Raw genomic sequence first — 19,683 nt, forward strand, 5'->3', positions numbered from 1 at the left:
CATGACGCCAACGCTTCCGCTGCCGCCCCTGCCTTCCCGCGGACCTGCCCTGCGGCCATCGGCCCCGCACCCAGACACGGTTGCCGTGCACGGCGGGATGGCCGGGCTGACAGCGGCCGGTTCGCATGTGCCCGTGATCGACCTCTCCACGACCAATCCGCTGGCGGGAGTCGAGTGCGGCGGGGACTCCTACGAGAACCTCGCCACCGGAGGTACGATCCGCGAGGGCGATTCCGCGGTGTACCAGCGACTCTGGCAGCCCGGAGTCGCCCGGTTCGAAACGGCGCTGTCGGCCCTGGAGGGCAGCGAGGGCACCGTCGCCTTCGCGAGCGGAATGGCCGCGCTGGCGGCCGTGCTGATCGCATCCGTGGCCGGCGGCACGCCCCACGTGGTGGCCCTCCGGCCGATCTACGGCGGTACCGACCATGTGCTCGCCACCGGGCTGCTCGGTACGACTGTGTCGTGGGTCGATCCCGACGGGGTTGCCCAGGCAATCCGGCCGGACACCGGGCTGGTCATTCTGGAGTCCCCAGCGAACCCGACGCTGGCGCTGACCGACATCCGTGCCGTGGTCGCGGCGGCCGGCAGCGTGCCGGTGCTGGTCGACAACACGTTCGCCACCCCGGTGCTTCAGCGCCCGGTCGATTCGGGCGCCACGCTGGTGCTGCACAGTGCGACCAAATTCCTGGGCGGCCACGGAGACGTGATGGGCGGCACGGTCTCCGGCCCCGAGCACTGGATGGTGCGCCTGCGCCAGGTGCGGGCCCTGACCGGCGGTGTGCTGCATCCGTTCGCCGCGTATCTGCTGCACCGGGGGCTGCGCACGCTGCCGGTGCGTGTGCGCGCCCAACAAGCAACCGCCGGCGCCGTCGCGGAGCGCCTCGCGGGTCACCCCGCACTGGCCCGGGTACTGTACCCAGGGCTGCCCGGGCAGGACCCGCTGGGGCTTTTGGGCCGTCAGGCGAACGGGGCCGGGTCTATCATCGCCCTCGACCTCGCGGGCGGTTTCGATGCGGCCGTGCGCTTCACCGAGGCTTGCACGCTGATCACGCACGCGGTCTCCCTCGGCGGCGTGGACTCGCTCGTGCAGCATCCGGCCTCCCTGACCCACCGCCCGGTCGAGGCCGGCGCCCGGCCCGGTGCCGGGATCGTGCGCCTTTCGATCGGCCTCGAGCACGTCGACGACCTGCTCGCCGACATCCTCGCCGCCTTGGACGTAGTGATGGACGTCACTCCCGACGGGGCGAAGGTCGTGGTGCCGAACACCGCGGCCGCCGAACCCCAGGACGCCGTCGCCTGAGAGGCCGATTCGGTCGAGAGTAGCCGTTCAGCGGGTCACTCCCGCCCGGAACGGGCACCCGCGACGCTCAAATGCGGTTCCGCCGCGGGTCAGCTGCGGCCGAGGCGGCGGCGGAGCAGGTCGATCCGTTTTTGCAACTGGGTGACGCTGGCCTGTGCGACGGCGGGCCCGCCGCACTCGCGCCGGAGTTCGGCGTGCACCATGCCGTGGGGTTCGCCGGCGAGCTTCGACCACATGCCCACCAGACTCGCCAGCAGCGTGCGCTGCTCCTTGAGCGTGCGATAGAGCGGTGGCGGGTCCACCGGGGCGACCTCGCCGGTGACGGGATCCTTGCGTCGGTCGGTGGAGCGCTTGGCTTGCCGGTGCTGGCGCTGACGCAGCAGCTCGGAGACCTGCTCAGGCTCGAGCAGACCGGGGATGCCAATGAAGTCGAACTCCTCGTCGGTGCCCGGTTCCGCCAGCTCGCCGAACTCGTCGCCGTTGAACATCACCATGTCGAAGGTGGCCTGGGAATCGATGGCCTGCCAGGTGAATTCCTCGCCGAGGTCGTCGGAGGCCTTCTCCGACTTGTTGGCGTCGGCGACCATGGCGTCTTCGGGGTTGTACATGCCGTCGTCGCCGTCGTCGCGGTTGCTGCGGTCGAGGGCGTGGTCGCGCTCCAGCTCGAGCGCGTTGGCCAGGCTGAGCAGGCTGGGCACATTGGGCAGGAAGATGGACGCCGTCTCACCGCGGCGCCGGGCCCGCACGAACCGGCCGATGGCCTGCGCGAAGAAAAGCGGTGTGGAGGCGCTGGTCGCGTAGACGCCCACGGCTAGGCGCGGCACGTCGACCCCCTCCGACACCATCCGCACGGCCACCATCCAGCGCGAGGTGTTGTGCGCGAACTCGTCGATCCGGTCGCTCGACTCCTTCTCATCGGAGAGTACGACGGTCACCGACTCCCCCGAGATCTCCTGCAGGATGGCCGCGTACGCGCGCGCCATGGTCTGGTCGGTGGCGATGACGAGGCCACCAGCATCCGGGATGCCGTGGCGCACCTGGGTGAGGCGCAAATCGGCGGCGCGCAGCACTGCGGGGATCCACTGCCCGGTGGGTTCCAGGGCGGTGCGCCAGGCCTGGGAGGTGATGTCCTTGGTGTTACCCTCGCCGAGTTTGGCTTCCATCTCGTCGCCGGCGCGGGTGCGCCACTTCATATGCCCGGCGTAGACCATGAACATGACCGGGCGCACGACGCCATCTTCGAGGGCACGGCCATACCCGTAGTTGTAGTCACTCTGGGACAGACGGATGCCGTGCTCGTCGGGCAGGTAACTCACGAACGGGATCGGCGAGGTGTCCGATCGGAACGGGGTGCCGGTGAGCGAGAGGCGGCGGGTGGCCGGCTCGAACGCCTCCCGGATTGCGTCACCCCAGCTCAACGCGTCCCCGCCGTGGTGCACCTCGTCCAGGATTACAAGGGTGCGGTTGGACTGGGTCAGCTGCCGGTGCAGCGCCGCTCGGCTGGCCACCTGGGCGTAGGTGACGGCAACGCCGTGGTAGTGGTTGCCGTAGCGACCGTTGGCGTTCTTGAAGTTGGGGTCGAGCCGGATGCCCGCCCGCGCCGCGGCATCCGCCCACTGGCGCTTGAGGTGCTCGGTGGGCGCGACCACCGTGATGCTGTCGATCAGTCGGCGGGCCTTCAGCTCGGCGGCGAGCCGCAGGGCGAAGGTGGTCTTGCCGGCGCCCGGCGTCGCCGCGGCGAGGAAATCACGCGGCTGGTGCACGAAATACGCTTCCAGCGCTTCCGCCTGCCAGGCCCGCAATTTGCCGGCCGTGCCCCACGCGGCACGCTCCGGGAACGAAGGCGAGAGATGCTCGGCTGCACTCGTCCCCTGGGCAGGACCGAAAGGGGGTGGAGTATTCACGTCATACGAACTTACCCGGTGAACGGACTGCCGTGATGCGGGGGGAGAATGGAGCAATGACGACGCCGATGCATCCGTGGTCCCGCTATGTCGCCCTCGGGGACTCCTTCACCGAGGGGGTGGGTGATCCCGAGCCGACGAGTCCGGGTGGGAACCGGGGCTGGTCGGACCGGGTCGCCGAGGTGCTCAGCCAGGGCACACCGGACTTCGCCTACGCGAACCTCGCCGTGCGGGGCAAGCTGATCCGCCAGATCAGCGTGGAACAGGTGGAGACGGCGCTTGCGCTGCATCCGGATCTGATCACCTTCTCCGGGGGCGGCAACGACGTACTCCGGCCGGGATCCGACCCCGACCTCATCGCCGCCCGGGTCGAGGAGCAGGTGCTCCGGCTGAGTCGCGATAACGCCACCATCGTGCTGTTCACGGGCGCCGATGTGGGCTTCTCCCCCGTTTTCCGTGGTATTCGGGGCAAGATCGCGATCTATAACGAGAACCTGCGCGCGGTCGCGACGAAGTATGACTGTGTCGTCGCCGACCTCTGGTCGCTGACCGAGATTCAAGATGCCGGCATGTGGTCTGCGGACCGGCTGCACCTGAACGCCCTCGGCCACCATACCGTCGCCCGGATGGTTCTTTCCGATCTCAACGTGCCCAATGCCCTCGAACCCCGGAAGCCCGAGCCAATGCCAGGGCGCACCTTCCGGGAGGCCCGCACGGAGGACATGCAGTGGGCGCGGGAGTACCTGTTGCCGTGGGTTCTGCGCCGTATCCGGCACCAGTCCTCCGGCGACCACGTGCTGCCCAAGCGCCCAGATGCCCGGCCGTTCAGCCAGCCCAGGCACTAGACCGGCTCAGCGGCGGCGAGCCCGCGCCGCCCGGCGTCCGGCCGACGGTGTCCGGTCACCAGCGTCCGGTGTCGAACCAATTCGACGGAGATTCTGGGGAAAATCCGGGTTTCCGATTGATTACGGCCGAGTTTGAGAAAAAACTCCGTCGAATTCGTTCGGGCAACGGGGCTACGGGGCGGAGCGCGAGAGGTGGGCCCGAACCCGACAGGCGCTGCTTCGGATCCGGCCGGAATGTGGCTAACTCAGGAGATCCGACCGGCTGGGGCGGGCATCGTCACCGGTTCGGCACTGGTCCGCAGTGGCCGGTGAGTGCGGGCGACGGATGTCCTGAGTTGGCCACACCCGCGGGCTCGGCCCGGCCTCACGTGCGACTAGCCCGCGGCCAGCTCGGCCGGGTGGGTGAAGCGCCAGGCGGCACCCGGGTCGGTCAGCTCGCGCTCGAGCACCAGCGGCACGCTCACCGTGGTCTCCCCCACCTGGAAGTCGATCGCACCGGCCGAGTCGCCGACCTCCCCGAGGGTGACCGGGCGCGCCGCAGGGACGGCCGTGATGGGCGTGTCCGACCAGACCACGGCGAAGGCCGCCTCCGCGGCGACCGCCCGACTCTTCTGCCCCCACTGGGTGGCGTAAGTCGCGTAGGCGGCACCCTTGTCGGCCAGGCTTACCGCGCGGAAACCGGGTTCGAGGCTGTCGAGCAGGTCCACGATCGACGCATTCAGCTCGGGATGAGTGTCGCCGCCGAGCATGACGCCGACCAGGGTGATGGTCTCGCCGCCGACCGTGAAGTCGGCCGAATACAGGAGGCAGGCGCCTGCCTCGTCCGTGGTTCCGGTCTTCATCCCGGTGACACCGTTGGAGCCGAGGAGCTTGTTGGTGTTGGTTACCGTGCCGACGGTCGGCAGGTCGGACGTCTCCATGGACACGATCTCGGCCAGGACGGAGTCGGCCAAAACAAGCTTGCCAATCTTGACCAGGTCGCCCGGACTGCTCACGCTGGCCGGCGACAGCCCACTGGTGTCGGCCACCGCGGTGTCGGTCAGACCGTTCGCGGCCAGCCAGGTTTCGGCCTCCGCCAGGTAGGCATCCACGGAACCGAATGCCCAGATCGCCAGTGAAATGCTGTAGTTGTTCGCGGAGGGCAGGAGCATGGCCTCGAAGGCCTCACGCTGGCTGAGCACCATGCCGGCGGACACGGGCGCGACCGAGCCGTCCTCGGCCAGCACGTCGTAGTAGATGTCGACGTCGTCGTCGGTGAACCGGATGTCCGGGCCGGGCTCGTTCAGGCTCAGGGGTTTCTCCTCGAGCAGCACGAGTGCGGTGACCATCTTCGTGATGCTCGCGATCGGCATCGATTCCTGGTCGCCGGTGGAACCGAGCAGCCCCGGGTAGCCGACCGCACCGATGGCGCCCGCACCGGCATCCGGCCAGATCAGCTCGGCGGCCGGCTGGGTGAGCGCGGCCGGTTCGATCAGTTCGACGGCCGCGGCCGGCACCTGGGCCAGCCCCGTGCCGGCCAGGTAGCCGACCCCGCCCAGGGTGAGAACCAGTGCCGCCGCGAAGGCAACCCGACGGCGAAGGAACGTTTGGCGTCGGGTCAGTGGCATCCGACGACTCTACCAAGCGCCCGCGTTCAGACGCGCAGAGCGTACAGCGCGACGGCGCTGGCCGAGGCCACATTGAGCGAGTCGACGCCGTGGAGCATGGGGATCGTCACGACGGTGTCGGCGGCCGAGAGAGCCTGGGTGCTGAGCCCATCGCCCTCGGCGCCGAGAATCAGGGCCAGCCGTTCCGGCGCGTTCCCGGCGAACTGCGGGAGGCTGACAGCGTCGTCGGACAGTGCCAGGGCCGCGAGGTGAAAACCGGCCCCGTGCAGCATCGGGGCGGCCTCGCTCCATTCCGGCAGTCGGGTCCACGGCACCTGAAGCACCGTGCCCATGCTCACCCGCACACTGCGCCGGTAGAGCGGGTCTGCGCAGCGCGGCGTGATCAGGACGGCGTCCGCGCCGAGACCGGCGACCGAGCGGAAAATGGCGCCCACGTTGGTATGGTCCACGATGTCCTCGAGGATCACAATGCGCCGCGCGTCCCGGATCACCTCGTGCACCGGCGCCAGATCCGGGCGGTGCATCGCCGCCAGCGCACCGCGGTGCAGGTTGTAGCCGGTGAGCCGTTCGAGAACGGATGCCGCGCCGACGTACACGGGCACGTCCGGCCAGTCCGCGAGCAGCGGCAGCACGTCGGGCAGCCACTGCTGCTGCAGTAGCACGGACCGCGGGCGGTGGCCGGCCGCGAGGGCTCGGGTGATGACTTTGCTGGACTCGGCGATGTACAGCCCGCCGGCCGGTTCGGAGACACGGCGGAGCGCGACATCTGTCAAGCGCGAGTAGTCGGCGAGACCGGGCAGGTCAAGGTTTTCGATGGGGACGATCTGCACAGCGGGACGCCTTTCACGGGGATGATCCGTCCAGCCTGCCAGTTCCCTCCCCCAGTCGAAAACCGGCGAGTTTAGACTCGGTGTACACAGGATGGAGCTCCATGACCACCGAAACGCTTCCGGTCGCCATCGGCGCCGCTGCCGCCGCTCTGGATGCCGTGGCCGAGGTGCTCCGCGGTCGCCACATCGCGGTGCTGACCGGAGCCGGTCTGAGCACCGATTCCGGCATTCCCGATTACCGTGGGAAGGGTGCCCCCGTGCGCACCCCGATGAACTTTCAGACCTTCGTCGGCGACGAGCGGGCGCGCAAGCGTTATTGGGCCGGCAGCCACCTCGGCTGGCACCGGTTCCGCTCTGCGGAGCCCAACCTCGGGCACCGGTCCCTCGCCCGGCTGGAGCAGAGCGGACTGATCAGCGGGGTCATCACGCAGAACGTGGACGGCCTGCACACCCGCGCCGGGTCGCGGCACGTCGTGGACCTGCACGGGTCGTTGGACCTCGTCGTCTGCCTGGACTGCGGTCAGGCATTCGGCCGCGACAGTGTGGCCGCGCGCCTCGAAGCGGCCAACCCGACACTGATGACACCGGGCGACGTGCGCACAGCCCCCGACGGCGATGCGGAGGTGTCCGACATCGACGGTTTCACCATTCCCGACTGCACGGTCTGCGGCGGTATGCTCAAGCCCAACGTCGTCTTCTTCGGCGAGCTGGTGCCGACGGTGAAGTTCACCGAGGCAACGGCGCTCGTCACCGGTGCGGAGGCCCTGGTCATCGCCGGCTCGTCCCTGTTTGTGAACTCGGGCATCCGTCTGCTGGAACAGGCCCGGCGCCGCAAGCTGCCGATCGTCGTGATCAACCGCGGCGAGACCAAGGGCGACGGCCGGGCACTGCTCAAGCTGGAGGCAGGCACGTCGGAGTCGCTGGCGGGGCTGGCCGACCGCCTCGCCGGCGCACCGGCGTGAAACAGGCCCGGTCCACCACCACCCCCACCCCCGCGACAACGGAAACGGCAGGATGACCAGACTTTCGATCGTGCGGCACGGACAGACCGAGTGGAACCTGCACACGCGGATCCAGGGCAGCACAGACATCCCCCTCAACTCGACCGGCCGGGCGCAGGCCGCCGAGGCAGGCCTGAGGTTGAGATCCCGGCGCTGGGACACCATCGTGACGAGCCCTCTGGACCGTGCCCACGAGACGGCCCGGATCATCGCCGGCGAGCTCGGCTTGCCGAGCCCGGAGGTCATCCCGGAGCTCACCGAGCGCCATCACGGCCAGATCGAGGGACTCACGTTCGCCGAACGACAGCGTCGCTTTCCCGACGACGTGCCCGTTCCCGGCCTCGAGACGCGCCAGGAGGTGCTCGACCGGGTGCTGCCGGCCTTCGGGCTGCTGGCCGCCGCGCGCCCCGGACAGTCTGTGCTGGTCGTCTGTCACGGCGGGGTGATCGGAACCCTGCTGCGCCATAGCACGGCCGGGGAACGGCCGCGCCAGAACGAGATCATCGCCAACGGCTCGGTGCACGACTTCGTCTGGCGGGACGGTCGGCTGGGGCTGACGCATTTCGACGCCACCCTGCGCGGCCGAGCCGAGAACACGCACTACACAGGCTGAACCGGCTGCTCCGCGTCGATGCCGGGGCCCGTAGCCGTCTCGGTCCGCGTACCGGAGTCATCCGCGGTATCGGTGCCGGTGAGCAGTTCCAGGAGCCGCCGGGCCGAATCGCGCCAGGTGAAGCGTTCCGCCTCGATGACGGAGGCTGTGGAGCGGGCCGCCCACTCCCCCGCGCCCAGCCGCCGCACGGCCAGGGCGAGCGCGTCGGTGCTGGCCGGGTCGAAGTAGAGCGCAGCGTCGCCGCCGATCTCGCGAAAGATCGGGATGTCGCTCACCACGACGGGGATGCCGAGGCTCATCGCCTCGACGAGCGGGATGCCGAAGCCCTCGTCCAGAGACGCCGTGACCAGCGCGGTCGCGGAGCCCAGCACCCGCAGGTACTCCTCGTCGGTGACGCCGTTGTGGAACACCAGCGTCGCCTGCGGCGCCAGGGCGGTCAGGCGTTCCCGTTCCTGGTCGCTCACCTGGCTCATCAGGTGGAGCTCATGGCCCGGTAGTTCCGCGGCTGCGCGCACCAGAGTGTCCACGTTCTTGTACGGCATGAACGAGCCCATGTAGACCAGGCGACCCGTTTCCGCAGCGGCACGTCCGGCGGGCGGCGTCGACCGCGTGTCGGCGGCGTTGTGGATGACCGTGACCGGCCGCCGCGTCAGACGGTTGTCCCGGATCAGGTCCCGGGTAGTCTCGGAGACGGTGACGACGCCGTCGGCCCGGTTCAGGAGCATCCGCTGCGGCCACCACGATAGGTGATACAGCCGCCAAATCAGGCGCAGCAAACCGGGCAGGTCCCGCGGCGGGGTGCGATTGCGGTAGTAGATCAGGTCGTGCACGGTGAGGAGCAGCCGGTACTTCCGGCCCCAGGATCCCATCGTCTGCATCGGAGAGAACACGACGTCGGGCTTCAGCTGGTTGATCTGGAGGGCGATGAACGGCTCCCGGATGCTGGTCGGGGCACTCACGAGCTGCCAGGGCAGATCCGGAAGCAGGTCGAGCTGCCGGTGGTCATTGATCAGCATGGTGACCGGGTGGAGCTTGCCCAATTCCGTGACCAGCCCGGCCGTGTACCGGCTGATGCCGTCGTGCCGGTCGAATCGGGTGTAACGGCAATCGAAGACGATTCTCACTTCGTCTCCCTTGCGCCGAGGAAGCGGCGCAGGGCGTCCGCCGCCTGCGCCGGCACCTCGTAGTGGATCAGGTGGCCGACGTCGGGGATCACCTGCAGGGTGGCATCGGGAAACAGCTTCTGCAGCCGGTATTGCGCTGCGACCGGCGTGATGTCGTCTTTCTCCGCCGCGATCAGCAGCGTGCGCTGCGGGATGCGACCGGCGAACTCGCTGACGTCGGAGCCGACCGATGCGGTGAAGGCTTCCAGCACAACCCGGCGATCCGCGAAGGCGGAGAAGTAGCGGTCGTGCTGGTTGTGGATCCAACGGCGCAGCTCGGGGTCCCCCGTCTTCGCCATGGTCACGCTCATCACGCGGACGATGACGCGGTTGCGCAGCAGGGCAAAGCCGAGCCGTTCGGGCAGACGCGCGGCCACCCGGTAGTAGAACACCGCCAAGCGGGTGAGGATGCCGCGCGGCCCGGCCAGGGCAGGTGCGGCGATGGGGTTCACCAGAACCACGTCGTCGGCGTGCAGTCCCCCTGCGACGGATGCCGCGACGATGATCGACCCGAACGAGTGCCCGAGCACCACCCTGCGCCCGGTCAGACCCAGAGCTGCCACGAACTCGGCCAGCCACCGGCCGTAGCCCGCGATGTCGTGTCGGCACCCCTGGAGCACGCCGGACTCGCCGAAACCGGGAAGGTCCGGTGAGATCATGCGGAATCCAGGAAGCTGGGCGACCACGGGCTCCAAGCCGTGGTGGTCGCCGCGGAAGCCGTGCACCATCACGATGGTGGTGTGCGCGGTTGGATCGCCGTACTCCCAATACCGCGTTTCGCTGCCCAGCACCGGGACGTCCCGGACCCTGACAGGGATCCGGACGAGCTGCGAATCGTAGGGCGAAGGAACATTCATCATCCCAAGTTTAGGGCGGCCGACGGCTGTCGCCGGACGCCCTCGGGCGGGAGGGAACGCAATGAGCTTCACCGCCCCGATCAAGCGTCACCCGGGACCCGCGCTGGTACCGCCGCGCCGTGTCCTCCGAGCTGATGGTGCGCTCCTTCGGAGACCGCAACGGCGACGGGACCGGTGACTACGCCGGACGCATCTCCACAGAGACACGGAGAACTCGAACTGGGCCCTCGACTCCGTGCGGCGCCGGTTCCACGACCACCGCTTCTTCTTGAACCAGCCGGACCTCAACTGCTTTTCCCACAACCCGATCGCCTTTCGGATCGAAGACTCGGTGCTGGCCGGCCTGCCAGCGGGCCGACGCCCGAGGCGCCCGGGGATGACGGTGGTCGGCCCTAGGCTTTCCCCATGAGCAACTGGAGTGACACCCTCGCCGTTTTCGACCTTGAGACGACCGGCATCGACGTGGAGACGAGCCGCATTGTGTCGGCCACCGTCGCGATCATCGATGTGACCGGGGAGGTGCTCGAACGCGTGGACTGGCTCCTGGATCCCGGAATCGAGATCCCGGCCCAGGCCACCACCGTGCACGGCATCACGACCGAGCATGCCGCCGCGAACGGCCGGGTCGCCGCCGACGGGGTGGCCGAGATCGTCGCGACGATCCGGGAGCACCTCGCCCGGGGTCTTCCTCTGGTGGCGTACAACGCGCCCTACGACCTCACCCTGCTCAACCGCGAGTCGATTCGCTACGGGGTTGCCCCGCTGGTCTCACCGTCGCCGGTGGTCGACCCGCTCGTCATCGACAAGGCCCTCGACCGGTACCGCAAGGGCAAGCGCACCCTTGCAGTGACCAGTGCGTTCTACGGTGTGCCCCTCGATGACGCGCACGACTCCGGGGCGGATGCGATCGCGGCCGGCCGAGTAGCCCAGGCCATCGCCCGGGCGCATCTGAAGACCCTGCCGGTCACAGTCGGCGAGCTGCACCTGCTCCAGGCACAGTGGTCCGTGCAGCAGGCGGAAAGCTTCCAGGCCTACATGCGCCGCGAACGCGACCCCGCGTTCGTCGCGGCGGGCGGCTGGCCCGAACGCTGACCCGGCAGCACCCGAGCGACAGCGACACCAGACCCAGAGCAGCAACATCGAAAGGGCGGCCAGCCGAAGCTGGTCGCCCTTTCGATGTGCAGGATGCCGCGGTATGGCGCGGTTCTACTTGCCGAAGCCCTTGTAACGCGAGTTGAACTTCTCGACGCGGCCGGCGGAGTCCATGATCCGCTGCTTGCCGGTGTAGAACGGGTGCGACTCCGACGAGATCTCAACGTCGATGACCGGGTACGTGGTTCCGTCGGTCCACTCGATGGTCTTGGAGCTGGAGACCGTCGAACGGGTAAGGAACGTCGCACCCGACGCGAGGTCGCGGAAAACCACGGGAGCGTACGTGGGGTGAATGTCAGACTTCATGAAGACTTCCTTATTGCTGTTCGATTGGTGAGTTGCGCTTCGATTAGCGAGTACAGACTCGCCAGGTGCGGCAGAAAAAACCGTGCGGCCCGAGGACCGACTGTCGAGTTTAGCAGAATCCACTGGCTGTGACCGCCATCCGGTGGCAGTCAGATCGCGCGGGCGCTGAAACGTCCGTCGGTCTCGTGCAACTCGATGGACAGACCGAACGCCTCGGTCAGTGACTCAGCGGTCAGCGCGTCGGCGATGGGCCCGGCGCTGACGATGCGGCCGTTGGACAGGAGCAGGACGTGCGTGAAGCCGAGGGGGATTTCCTCGACGTGGTGGGTGACCATGATGATCGCCGGCGACCCCGACTCGCTCGCGTAGCCGCCGAGGAGCTGCAGCAGTTCCTCGCGCGCGCCGAGGTCGAGGCTGGCGGCCGGCTCATCCAGAAGCAGAACCTCGGGGTCGGTCATGATGGACCGCGCGATCTGCACCCGCTTCTGCTCGCCGTCGCTCAGCGTGCCGAACTTACGGTCGGACAGAGTATCGAGCTTCCACTCGCCCAGCACCCGCTGGGCGCGGCGCTCATCGATGGCTTCGTACTCTTCGGTCCAGCGCCCGGTGACGGAGTACGCGGCCGTCATCACCACATCGAGGACCTTCTCGTTCGCGGGGACCCGGCGGGCCATCGCCGTCGAGGCGAACCCGATCCGCGGCCGCAGCTCGAAGAGGTCGGTGCGTCCGATCGGTTCGTCAAGAACCACGGCACTTCCGCTCGACGGGTGGATGAGGGCGGCGGCGATCTGCAGCAGCGTGGTCTTGCCGGCGCCGTTCGGGCCCAGGATCACCCAGCGCTGGTCGTCATCAACACTCCAGTTCACTGAGTCGAGGATGGGTGTGCCATCCCGGACGACGGAGACGTCGGTGAAGTGGAGAACGTTGACCATAAAGCCATGTTATCTGCCGCCGCCGATGCCCAGACACGCGAGACGGGTGCCGGGCATTCCTGCAGCACCCGTTTGGGCGGTTAGTCGGAGCCCGACTCAGAGTAGTGAGGCGTAGATCTCCCGGGTGCGGGTGGCGATTTGGGTCCAGCTGAACATCTGCTCGGCCCTGACCCGGCCGGCTCGGCCCATCGCGGCGGCGTTGGCCGGGTCGGCGAGGACCTCGATCAGGGTGCGCGACAGGTCTGAGACGAAAAGGTCGGCATCGATGGGAGTTCCGGTTCCGTCGGTGGCCTGATCGATGGGCACGAGCCGGCCGGTCACGCCGTCGGCGACCACCTCGGGGATGCCCCCGGTGGCCGTCCCGACGACCGGCAGCCCGCAGGCCATAGCCTCCAGATTGACGATGCCGAGCGGTTCGTAGACCGACGGACAAACGAAGACGGTGCCGGCAGTGAGCACGGCGGCCAGGTCGTGCTGCGACAGGAGGCGATCGATCCAGACCACGCCGGAGCGTTCGCGCTGGAGGGCCTCGACCCCGGCCGTGACCTCGGCCAGGATGCCCGGGGTGTCGGGGGCGCCGGCGCAGAGCACCAGCTGCACCTCCGGTGGCAGCGGGGCTGCCGCGCGGAGCAGGTAGGGAAGCCCCTTCTGCCGGGTGATGCGGCCCACGAAGACCACGGCCGGTCGGTCCGGGTCGATGCCCAGTGCCCGCACGGTGTCCCGGTCGTCCGTGGGCTTCCACCGTTCGAGGTCGATGCCGTTGTAGACGACGTGCACCCGAGCAGCGTCAAGTGCTGGATAGCTGCGCAGGATGTCGCGGCGCATCCCACCGCTGACGGCGATGACGGCATCCGCGGCTTCGAAGGCGGTGCGTTCGATCCAGCTGGAGACCCGGTAGCCTCCGCCGAGCTGCTCGGCCTTCCACGGGCGGAGCGGCTCGAGGCTGTGCGCGGTCACAACGTGCGGGATCCCCTGCAGGAGCTTCGCGAGGTGACCGGCGCCGTTGGCGTACCAGGTGTGGGAGTGCACGATGTCGGCGCCCTGCACGTCCTGCGCCATCTGGAGGTCGACGCCGAGCGTGGCCAGCGTCGCATTCGCGCCGGCCAGTTCCGCCGGCACCTCATACGCGTGGGTGTCGACGGCGTCGCGGAGCGCGCCGAAACATCGCACGGAGACGTCGATGTCGGTGCGAAGGGCCTTCACAAGCTCCGCCACATGCACGCCTGCTCCGCCATAAATCTCCGGGGGGTATTCCTTGGTCAACAGATCCACTCGCATGAGGCAAAGCTAGCGCAGGCTGGCCGGAGGCACACCCACTCGTGCTGGATCGACGTGACGAATGGCCCTACTGTAAAGACATGCAGTCAAAGAAGATCTTTGGAATCGTGCTCGCCGGCGGAGAAGGAAAACGGCTCATGCCGTTGACGGAGGACCGTGCGAAACCGGCCGTTCCTTTCGGGGGTCATTACCGGCTGATCGACTTCGCGCTGTCGAATTTGATCAATTCGGGCCTCACCCAGATCGTGGTTCTCACCCAGTACAAGTCCCACAGCCTTGACCGTCACGTCTCCCAGACCTGGCACGTTTCTGGTGGCCTGTTCAACTCTTATATCGCATCGGTGCCGGCGCAGCAGCGCCTCGGCAAGCGCTGGTTCAGCGGATCCGCGGACGCGATCCTGCAGAGCCTCAACCTGATCCATGACGAGAAGCCCGACATCGTCGTCGTCGTCGGAGCCGACCACGTCTACCGGATGGACTTCAGCCAGATGATCGAGGCTCACATCGCCTCCGGAGCCGCCGCAACCGTCGCGGCCATCCGTCAGCCGATCGGTCTGGCCGACCAGTTCGGCGTCATCGAGGTCGACGCGGCGACGCCGGACCGCATCCGTGATTTCCGCGAGAAGCCGAAGGATGCCGTCGGCCTCGCCGATGCCCCGCACGAGGTCTTCGCGTCCATGGGCAACTACGTTTTCAACACGGAGGCGCTGATCGAGGCCGTCCTGCGCGACGGCGAACGCGCCGACTCGAGCCACGACATGGGTGGCGACATCATTCCCGACTTCGTGTCCCGCGGTGAGGCCGGCGTCTACGACCTCAAGCTCAATGACGTCCCCGGATCCACCGACCGCGACTGCGACTACTGGCGCGACGTGGGTACCATCGACTCCTTCTTCGAGGCACACCAGGACCTGATCAGCGCACTGCCCGTTTTCAACCTCTACAACCAGAAGTGGCCCATCTTCAGCCAGCAGCTCAACTCTCCGCCGGCGAAGTTCGTCCGGGACGGACGCGGCTTCCTCGGCACCATGATCGACTCGATCGTTTCCCTCGGCTGCGTCATTTCGGGAGCGCACATCGAACGCAGCGTTCTCGGCCCCTGGGCCGCCATCGATTCCGGCGCCCAGGTGGTGGACTCGATCGTTTTCGACCGGGTGCAGATCAAACCGGGTGCGACCGTGCGTCGGGCGATTCTGGACAAGGACGTGGTGGTCGCCGCCGGAGCGGAAGTCGGCATTGATCGTGAGCGGGACCGCGCACGGGGCTTCAGCGTCACCGAGTCCGGCATCACCGTCGTCGGCAAGGGAGTCCACGTCCACCCGTGACCGAGTTCGTTCGTTTCCTCGTCGTCCTGGACGCCGATTCCACCCTGATCGAAGACGAGGTCATTGAGCTGCTCGCGGATGCGGCCGGCTCGCTGGCCCTCGTCGCCGAGGTGACCGAGCAGGCCATGCGCGGCGAGATCGATTTCGCGCAGAGTCTACGGCTCCGGGTCAAGACTCTGGCCGGACTGTCCACGGATGTTTTCGCGGAGGTCGGGCGGCTCGTCCGCCCGACTCCCGGGGTGCAGGCACTCATCGACGGCCTGCACGCCCGAGGCAGCAGAATCGGGGTGGTATCGGGCGGATTCCACGAGGTGCTCGACCCGCTCGCTGCCGCCTTCGGCCTCGATCACTGGCGGGCGAACCGGCTGGAGGTGGCCGACGGTCGCCTCACCGGCGGCCTGGTCGGACCCGTCATCGACGCCGCCGCCAAGGCCGCGGCCCTGCGGGAGTGGGCCGCCCTCGAGGGCGTAGCCCTGCCCCAGACCGTCGCCGTCGGCGACGGAGCAAACGACCTCACGATGATGCGGGCAGCCGGTCTGGGCATCGCTTTCAACGCGCAACCGATCGTGAGGGCGCAGGCGGACCTGGCCCTGGATACCCGCGACCTGAGCCAGGTCCTGCCGATACTCGGTCTGCGCGGTTAGTGCCCCATCCCCAGTCCGCCGTCGACGGGGATGACCGCGCCGGAGATGTACCCGGCGTCGTCCCCGGCAAGCCAGGTGACAACCCGAGCCACCTCGACCGGAGTTGCGAATCGTCCCGCCGGGATGCTGCGCTTGTAGTCGGCCTGCTGCGACTCGGAGAGTTTTGCGGTCATATCGGTTTCGATGAAACCCGGTGCGACGACGTTGGCCGTGATGCCCCTCCCGCCCAGCTCACGGGTCACCGAACGGGCGAGGCCGATCAGACCGCTCTTCGAGGCGGAGTAGTTGACCTGTCCCGCGGAGCCGTACAGGCCGACCACGCTGGAAATCAGCACGATGCGGCCGAACCGGGCCTTGAGCATCCCCTTGGACGCACGCTTCACGACTCGGAAGGCGCCGCTGAGGTTGGTGTCGATGACCGAGGTAAAGTCGTCTTCGCTCATGCGCATCAGCAGCATGTCCCTGGTGATGCCCGCGTTGGCGACAACCACCTCAACGGGGCCGAGCGCCGCCTCGATCTCGGTGAACGCGGCGTCGATGGATGCGGCGTCCGTCACATCCGCGCGCACCGTCAGGCTGCCGCTGGGGCCGTCCCCGGAACGGGCGGTGACCGCGACGCGGTGTCCCTGCCTGATGAACTCCTCCGCGATAGAGAATCCGATGCCGCGGTTTCCACCGGTGACAAGGACAGTTCTGCCAGTCGTCATGCTGGGTCCAATCTCTTTTTCTCAGCGAACGAACAGCCGTACGCACGTATTTTCCAGTTTAGGGCGTCTACGTTTAAGACCGACGAGACGTAGAATTTACAGGGAAAACTCCCCCGACTGACCGAATCGATGGCATCCATGAAGCAGCAGTCGATCACCTCGCTCCCCCCATCACCCGAGGAGCTGCGTCGTGCCCGGATGATCAAATACTCGATCGCCATGGGCATCCGGATGGTCTGCATCGTGCTGATGCTCTTCGTCCAGGGCTGGTGGCTGCTCGTCTGCGCCATCGGCGCGATCGCCCTTCCCTACTTCGCGGTCGTCTTTGCGAACGTTCAGGGCGGCGCCGTGGCGTCCACGGTCGTCCGACCGGGAGCCGTACAGGTGTTCCGGGCGCCGCCTCGTGGACCGGACAATGACGAGAGCGGAACGTGATCGGCCTCGGCGCCGATCTCGAAACGACGAACTGCTCGCGCGCCGGCTGTCGTGAGAACGCCGACTGGCGGTTGGACTGGCGCAATCCCCGTATTCACGCTCAAGACCGCGTGAAGACCTGGCTGGCCTGCGACCTTCACGTCGATTACCTCCGCGATTTCCTGGCCAGCCGAGACTTCCCATTAGCCGTCTCGCCTCTTCCGGTCTCCCTTGAGGCTGTAGAGCCGGAAGCCGGGCCGGCGTGATCGGCTGGAAATTTGCGTTCACCCGGCGCTGGGCCGGATACCTTGCGCTGACCATCCTCTTTGCGGCCGTCTGCTCCGGGCTCGGTCTCTGGCAGCTCGCGCGCCGCTCCGACGCACTCTCCGAAATGAGCAAAGTGGAGACCAACTATGCGGCGGACCCGGTTCCCTTGGCCGAGGCTCTGCCTGGTCTGGACGCGTTCTCCGCGTCTCAGAAGTGGCTGCCCGTTGTCATGACCGGCACATATTTGACGGACGACGAGCTGATCGTGCGTAACCGCCCGCTCAATATCAACCCGGGTTTCGAGGTTCTCACTCCCCTGCTACTCGCCGACGGCTCGGTCTTCATCGTGAACCGGGGCTGGTTGCCGACCGGGCAGACCCCCGACGCCCCGGCATCCGTGCCAACCGCCCCCTCGGGGGTTGTCACCGTCACCGCCCGGCTCAAGGCCGGTGAGCCTTCGTTGGCCGGGAGATCGGCCACGGGCGACCAGATCGCGACGATCAACCTCGACGAGGTGTCCACCCGGCTGGACCTTCCGACGTACACCGGCGCGTACGGGCTGATGGCTTCCGAGCAACCAACGCCGGACGAACGTCCCGTGGCGGTCACCCGCCCGGTCAAAGACGAGGGGCCTCACCTGTCCTACGCATTCCAATGGTTCGTGTTCGCCCTGATGGGCTTCGTCGGTCTGGGCTGGGCTATCCGGCAGGAGTACCGAGCCGTGAACTTCGACGACCCGGACGAGCGCGTTCGCGCCGCCGAGCGTGCCCGCCGTCAGGCTGCCAAACCGCGCAGCGACTCGGAGATCGAGGACGAGCTCATCGACGGCAGATGATCGGCAGGTCAGAAGGACACGGAGACACGAACGTCCGGGCCAGTCGGCCCGGGCAGTGCTTTGCTCAGGAAGGGTGATCAGGCGAGCATGATCAGATCAAGGTAGTCCTTGTTCCAGTGATCCTCAGTGCCATCGGGCATGATCAACACGCGCTCGGGGTTCAGCGCCTCGACAGCGCCCTCGTCGTGGCTCACGAGGACGACAGCCCCGGCATAGTGCGCCAGGGCGTCGAGGATTTCCTCGCGGCTTGCCGGGTCGAGGTTGTTAGTCGGTTCATCGAGCAGCAAAACGTTGGCGCCCGACACCACGATCATGGCCAGGGCCAGCCGGGTCTTCTCGCCACCGGACAGAACCCCGGCGGGCTTGTGCGAGTCGTCGCCGGTGAAGAGGAACGAGCCCAGAACCCGGCGCGCCTCCATCTCAGTGATGTTGGGCGAGGAGGACACCATATTCTCCAGCACGCTGCGCTTGACGTCGATCGTCTCGTGCTCTTGCGCGTAGTAGCCGATCCGAAGGCCGTGGCCGGGCACGATCTCTCCGGTGTCCGGCTTATCCACGCCCGCGAGCATGCGCAGCAGTGTGGTCTTGCCCGCACCATTGAGGCCGAGGATGACCACTTTCGAGCCGCGGTCGATGGCCAGATCCACGGCCGCGAAGATCTCCAGCGAGCCGTAGCTCTTGGAAAGGTCGGTGGCCATCAGCGGGGTGCGCCCACACGGGGCGGGCTCGGGGAAGCGCAGTTTGGCGACGCGGTCGACTGCCCGCACGGCGTCCAGTCCGGACAGGAGCTTCTCGGCGCGCGCCACCATCTGGTGGGCGGCGGCAGCCTTGCTCGCCTTGGCGCCGAACTTCGCGGCCTGCAGCTGGAGGGTCGACGCCTTCTTCTCGGCGTTGGCGCGTTCTTTCTTACGACGGTCCGCGTCGGCCACGCGCTGCCGCTGGTAGTTCCTCCAGTTCATGTTGTAGATGTCGATGACCATGCGGTTGGCGTCGAGGTAGAACACCCGGTTCACCGTGTCGCCGACCAGCTCGATGTCGTGGCTGATGATGATGCATCCGCCGCGATAGTTCTTGACGAACTCCCGCAGCCAGACCACGGAGTCGGCGTCGAGGTGGTTGGTGGGCTCGTCGAGGATCATCGTTTCCGCGGCCGAGAACAGGATACGGGCGAGTTCGATGCGGCGGCGCTGTCCGCCGGACAGGGTTCGCAACTGCTGGTCGAGGATGCGGTCGGGAAGGTTCAGGTTGCTGGCGATCGACGCGGCTTCCGCCTCGGCCGCGTAGCCGCCGAGCGCGTTGAACTCATCCGTGAGGTTGCCGTAGGTGCGCATGGCCTTGGCGCTGGTCTTGGGGTCGTCGCTGCCCATGTCGATACCGGCCTGGGCAAGACCCAGGGAGATCGTGCCGAGGCCGCGGGCATCCAGGATTCGGGTCCGAGCGAGCATGTCCGGGTCGCCCGAGCGGGGGTCCTGGGGCAGATAGCCGATTTCACCGGTGCGGTCGATCGAGCCGTTGGTCGGAACTGTCTCACCCGCCAGAGTCTTCGTCAGTGTCGTCTTACCAGCCCCGTTGCGGCCGACCAGGCCGATCTTGTCACCGGCGGAAACGCGGAAACTGACGTCTTCCATGAGCACGCGCGCCCCAACTCGGATTTCGAGATTTTGCACACTCAGCACAGCAACAGTCCGTTCAGGGGAGTCGTA

Annotated in this window: 20 protein-coding genes and 1 pseudogene; 11 read left to right on the forward strand and 10 right to left on the reverse strand. The window is 67.6% G+C overall.

Annotated features, from left to right (window positions below):
- The first annotated feature begins 1 nt into the window (after window position 1).
- Window positions 2-1,300, forward strand: coding sequence for an aminotransferase class I/II-fold pyridoxal phosphate-dependent enzyme (locus tag E3N94_RS11130; protein ID WP_134414985.1), 1,299 nt, complete (start codon window positions 2-4; stop codon window positions 1,298-1,300).
- An 89-nt stretch (window positions 1,301-1,389) separates the two neighbouring features.
- On the opposite strand, the gene E3N94_RS11135 is transcribed toward E3N94_RS11130, so the two are convergent.
- Entirely contained in the window at window positions 1,390-3,204 is a 1,815-nt protein-coding gene (locus tag E3N94_RS11135; RefSeq protein ID WP_104102145.1) for a DEAD/DEAH box helicase, read from the reverse strand.
- 56 nt (window positions 3,205-3,260) lie between these two features.
- Between E3N94_RS11135 and E3N94_RS11140 the strand changes: the two genes are divergently transcribed.
- On the forward strand, window positions 3,261-4,049 hold the full coding sequence (locus E3N94_RS11140; RefSeq protein ID WP_104102147.1) for an SGNH/GDSL hydrolase family protein: 789 nt from the start codon (window positions 3,261-3,263) through the stop codon (window positions 4,047-4,049).
- A gap of 374 nt (window positions 4,050-4,423) precedes the next feature.
- Here the strand turns inward: E3N94_RS11140 and E3N94_RS11145 are convergent, their stop codons facing one another.
- A complete protein-coding gene (locus E3N94_RS11145) occupies window positions 4,424-5,656 on the reverse strand; it encodes a D-alanyl-D-alanine carboxypeptidase (RefSeq protein WP_134570243.1) in 1,233 nt (410 codons plus the stop codon).
- 26 nt (window positions 5,657-5,682) lie between these two features.
- On the reverse strand, window positions 5,683-6,486 hold the full coding sequence (locus tag E3N94_RS11150; RefSeq protein WP_104102152.1) for an RNA methyltransferase: 804 nt from the start codon (window positions 6,484-6,486) through the stop codon (window positions 5,683-5,685).
- Window positions 6,487-6,587: 101 nt separating this feature from the next.
- Between E3N94_RS11150 and E3N94_RS11155 the strand changes: the two genes are divergently transcribed.
- Entirely contained in the window at window positions 6,588-7,448 is an 861-nt protein-coding gene (locus tag E3N94_RS11155) for a Sir2 family NAD-dependent protein deacetylase (RefSeq protein WP_104102155.1), read from the forward strand.
- 52 nt (window positions 7,449-7,500) lie between these two features.
- Window positions 7,501-8,100: a histidine phosphatase family protein gene (locus E3N94_RS11160; RefSeq protein ID WP_134342867.1), complete on the forward strand. Its 600-nt coding sequence runs from the start codon at window positions 7,501-7,503 to the stop codon at window positions 8,098-8,100.
- Here E3N94_RS11160 and E3N94_RS11165 read toward each other — a convergent pair.
- On the reverse strand, window positions 8,088-9,224 hold the full coding sequence (locus E3N94_RS11165; protein ID WP_104102160.1) for a glycosyltransferase family 1 protein: 1,137 nt from the start codon (window positions 9,222-9,224) through the stop codon (window positions 8,088-8,090). The genes E3N94_RS11160 and E3N94_RS11165 overlap by 13 nt on opposite strands.
- A complete protein-coding gene (locus E3N94_RS11170; protein WP_134414983.1) occupies window positions 9,221-10,120 on the reverse strand; it encodes an alpha/beta hydrolase in 900 nt (299 codons plus the stop codon). The genes E3N94_RS11165 and E3N94_RS11170 overlap by 4 nt, the downstream gene beginning before the upstream one ends.
- Before the next feature lie 61 nt (window positions 10,121-10,181).
- Here E3N94_RS11170 and E3N94_RS17600 point away from each other — a divergent pair.
- Both E3N94_RS17600 and E3N94_RS11175 read left to right on the forward strand, forming a co-directional pair.
- Window positions 10,182-10,409 (forward strand): annotated as a pseudogene (locus tag E3N94_RS17600) (hypothetical protein); the annotation flags it as partial.
- 116 nt (window positions 10,410-10,525) lie between these two features.
- Window positions 10,526-11,212 (forward strand): 3'-5' exonuclease, encoded by a 687-nt coding sequence (locus E3N94_RS11175; protein WP_104102165.1) that lies wholly within the window; start codon window positions 10,526-10,528, stop codon window positions 11,210-11,212.
- Between the two features lie 114 nt (window positions 11,213-11,326).
- Here the strand turns inward: E3N94_RS11175 and E3N94_RS11180 are convergent, their stop codons facing one another.
- The 3 genes from E3N94_RS11180 to glgA all read right to left on the reverse strand — a co-directional run bounded on the left by E3N94_RS11180 (window position 11,327) and on the right by glgA (window position 13,788).
- Window positions 11,327-11,578: a type B 50S ribosomal protein L31 gene (locus tag E3N94_RS11180; protein ID WP_104102169.1), complete on the reverse strand. Its 252-nt coding sequence runs from the start codon at window positions 11,576-11,578 to the stop codon at window positions 11,327-11,329.
- Between the two features lie 149 nt (window positions 11,579-11,727).
- Entirely contained in the window at window positions 11,728-12,510 is a 783-nt protein-coding gene (locus E3N94_RS11185; protein ID WP_104102172.1) for an ABC transporter ATP-binding protein, read from the reverse strand.
- 96 nt (window positions 12,511-12,606) lie between these two features.
- Window positions 12,607-13,788 (reverse strand): glycogen synthase, encoded by a 1,182-nt coding sequence (gene glgA / locus E3N94_RS11190; protein ID WP_134570244.1) that lies wholly within the window; start codon window positions 13,786-13,788, stop codon window positions 12,607-12,609.
- An 80-nt stretch (window positions 13,789-13,868) separates the two neighbouring features.
- On the opposite strand from glgA, the gene glgC reads away from it, so the two are divergent.
- Window positions 13,869-15,113 (forward strand): glucose-1-phosphate adenylyltransferase, encoded by a 1,245-nt coding sequence (glgC, locus tag E3N94_RS11195; protein WP_104102176.1) that lies wholly within the window; start codon window positions 13,869-13,871, stop codon window positions 15,111-15,113.
- The gene (serB, locus tag E3N94_RS11200) at window positions 15,110-15,757 is read left to right on the forward strand and encodes a phosphoserine phosphatase SerB (RefSeq protein WP_134342863.1); all 648 of its coding nucleotides are present in this window, start codon (window positions 15,110-15,112) and stop codon (window positions 15,755-15,757) included. Before glgC ends, serB begins: the two co-directional genes overlap by 4 nt.
- Here the strand turns inward: serB and fabG are convergent.
- Window positions 15,754-16,464 (reverse strand): 3-oxoacyl-ACP reductase FabG, encoded by a 711-nt coding sequence (gene fabG, locus E3N94_RS11205; RefSeq protein WP_104102181.1) that lies wholly within the window; start codon window positions 16,462-16,464, stop codon window positions 15,754-15,756. The two genes, serB and fabG, sit on opposite strands and share 4 nt — an antisense overlap.
- 138 nt (window positions 16,465-16,602) lie before the next feature.
- Between fabG and E3N94_RS11210 the strand changes: the two genes are divergently transcribed.
- Genes E3N94_RS11210 through E3N94_RS11220 form a run of 3 tightly spaced genes read left to right on the forward strand, consistent with a single transcriptional unit; the run spans window position 16,603 to window position 17,980 of the window.
- Window positions 16,603-16,899 carry a DUF3099 domain-containing protein gene (locus tag E3N94_RS11210; protein ID WP_104102234.1) on the forward strand — a complete coding sequence of 99 codons (297 nt, stop codon included), beginning with the start codon at window positions 16,603-16,605 and terminating at the stop codon, window positions 16,897-16,899.
- Window positions 16,896-17,144 (forward strand): hypothetical protein, encoded by a 249-nt coding sequence (locus E3N94_RS11215; RefSeq protein ID WP_104102184.1) that lies wholly within the window; start codon window positions 16,896-16,898, stop codon window positions 17,142-17,144. The genes E3N94_RS11210 and E3N94_RS11215 overlap by 4 nt, the downstream gene beginning before the upstream one ends.
- Window positions 17,141-17,980: an SURF1 family protein gene (locus E3N94_RS11220; protein WP_134414981.1), complete on the forward strand. Its 840-nt coding sequence runs from the start codon at window positions 17,141-17,143 to the stop codon at window positions 17,978-17,980. Before E3N94_RS11215 ends, E3N94_RS11220 begins: the two co-directional genes overlap by 4 nt.
- 77 nt (window positions 17,981-18,057) lie before the next feature.
- On the opposite strand, the gene E3N94_RS11225 is transcribed toward E3N94_RS11220, so the two are convergent.
- On the reverse strand, window positions 18,058-19,656 hold the full coding sequence (locus E3N94_RS11225; protein WP_104102190.1) for an ABC-F family ATP-binding cassette domain-containing protein: 1,599 nt from the start codon (window positions 19,654-19,656) through the stop codon (window positions 18,058-18,060).
- Window positions 19,657-19,683 lie beyond the last annotated feature (27 nt).

Source organism: Cryobacterium sp. Sr3 (assembly GCF_004402835.1).
Classification (GTDB): domain Bacteria; phylum Actinomycetota; class Actinomycetes; order Actinomycetales; family Microbacteriaceae; genus Cryobacterium; species Cryobacterium sandaracinum.

What these genes read in the sequence shown, in the direction of transcription:
- glgA (WP_134570244.1), bottom strand. Translation starts at nt 13,788, where the DNA reads ATGCGAGTGGATCTGTTGACCAAGGAATACCCCCCGGAGATTTATGGC.
- glgC (WP_104102176.1), top strand. Translation starts at nt 13,869, where the DNA reads ATGCAGTCAAAGAAGATCTTTGGAATCGTGCTCGCCGGCGGAGAAGGA.
- E3N94_RS11160 (WP_134342867.1), top strand. Translation starts at nt 7,501, where the DNA reads ATGACCAGACTTTCGATCGTGCGGCACGGACAGACCGAGTGGAACCTG.
- E3N94_RS11175 (WP_104102165.1), top strand. Translation starts at nt 10,526, where the DNA reads ATGAGCAACTGGAGTGACACCCTCGCCGTTTTCGACCTTGAGACGACC.
- E3N94_RS11155 (WP_104102155.1), top strand. Translation starts at nt 6,588, where the DNA reads ATGACCACCGAAACGCTTCCGGTCGCCATCGGCGCCGCTGCCGCCGCT.
- E3N94_RS11210 (WP_104102234.1), top strand. Translation starts at nt 16,603, where the DNA reads ATGAAGCAGCAGTCGATCACCTCGCTCCCCCCATCACCCGAGGAGCTG.
- E3N94_RS11140 (WP_104102147.1), top strand. Translation starts at nt 3,261, where the DNA reads ATGACGACGCCGATGCATCCGTGGTCCCGCTATGTCGCCCTCGGGGAC.
- E3N94_RS11170 (WP_134414983.1), bottom strand. Translation starts at nt 10,120, where the DNA reads ATGAATGTTCCTTCGCCCTACGATTCGCAGCTCGTCCGGATCCCTGTC.
- E3N94_RS11180 (WP_104102169.1), bottom strand. Translation starts at nt 11,578, where the DNA reads ATGAAGTCTGACATTCACCCCACGTACGCTCCCGTGGTTTTCCGCGAC.
- E3N94_RS11185 (WP_104102172.1), bottom strand. Translation starts at nt 12,510, where the DNA reads ATGGTCAACGTTCTCCACTTCACCGACGTCTCCGTCGTCCGGGATGGC.
- E3N94_RS11145 (WP_134570243.1), bottom strand. Translation starts at nt 5,656, where the DNA reads ATGCCACTGACCCGACGCCAAACGTTCCTTCGCCGTCGGGTTGCCTTC.
- E3N94_RS11130 (WP_134414985.1), top strand. Translation starts at nt 2, where the DNA reads ATGACGCCAACGCTTCCGCTGCCGCCCCTGCCTTCCCGCGGACCTGCC.
- fabG (WP_104102181.1), bottom strand. Translation starts at nt 16,464, where the DNA reads ATGACGACTGGCAGAACTGTCCTTGTCACCGGTGGAAACCGCGGCATC.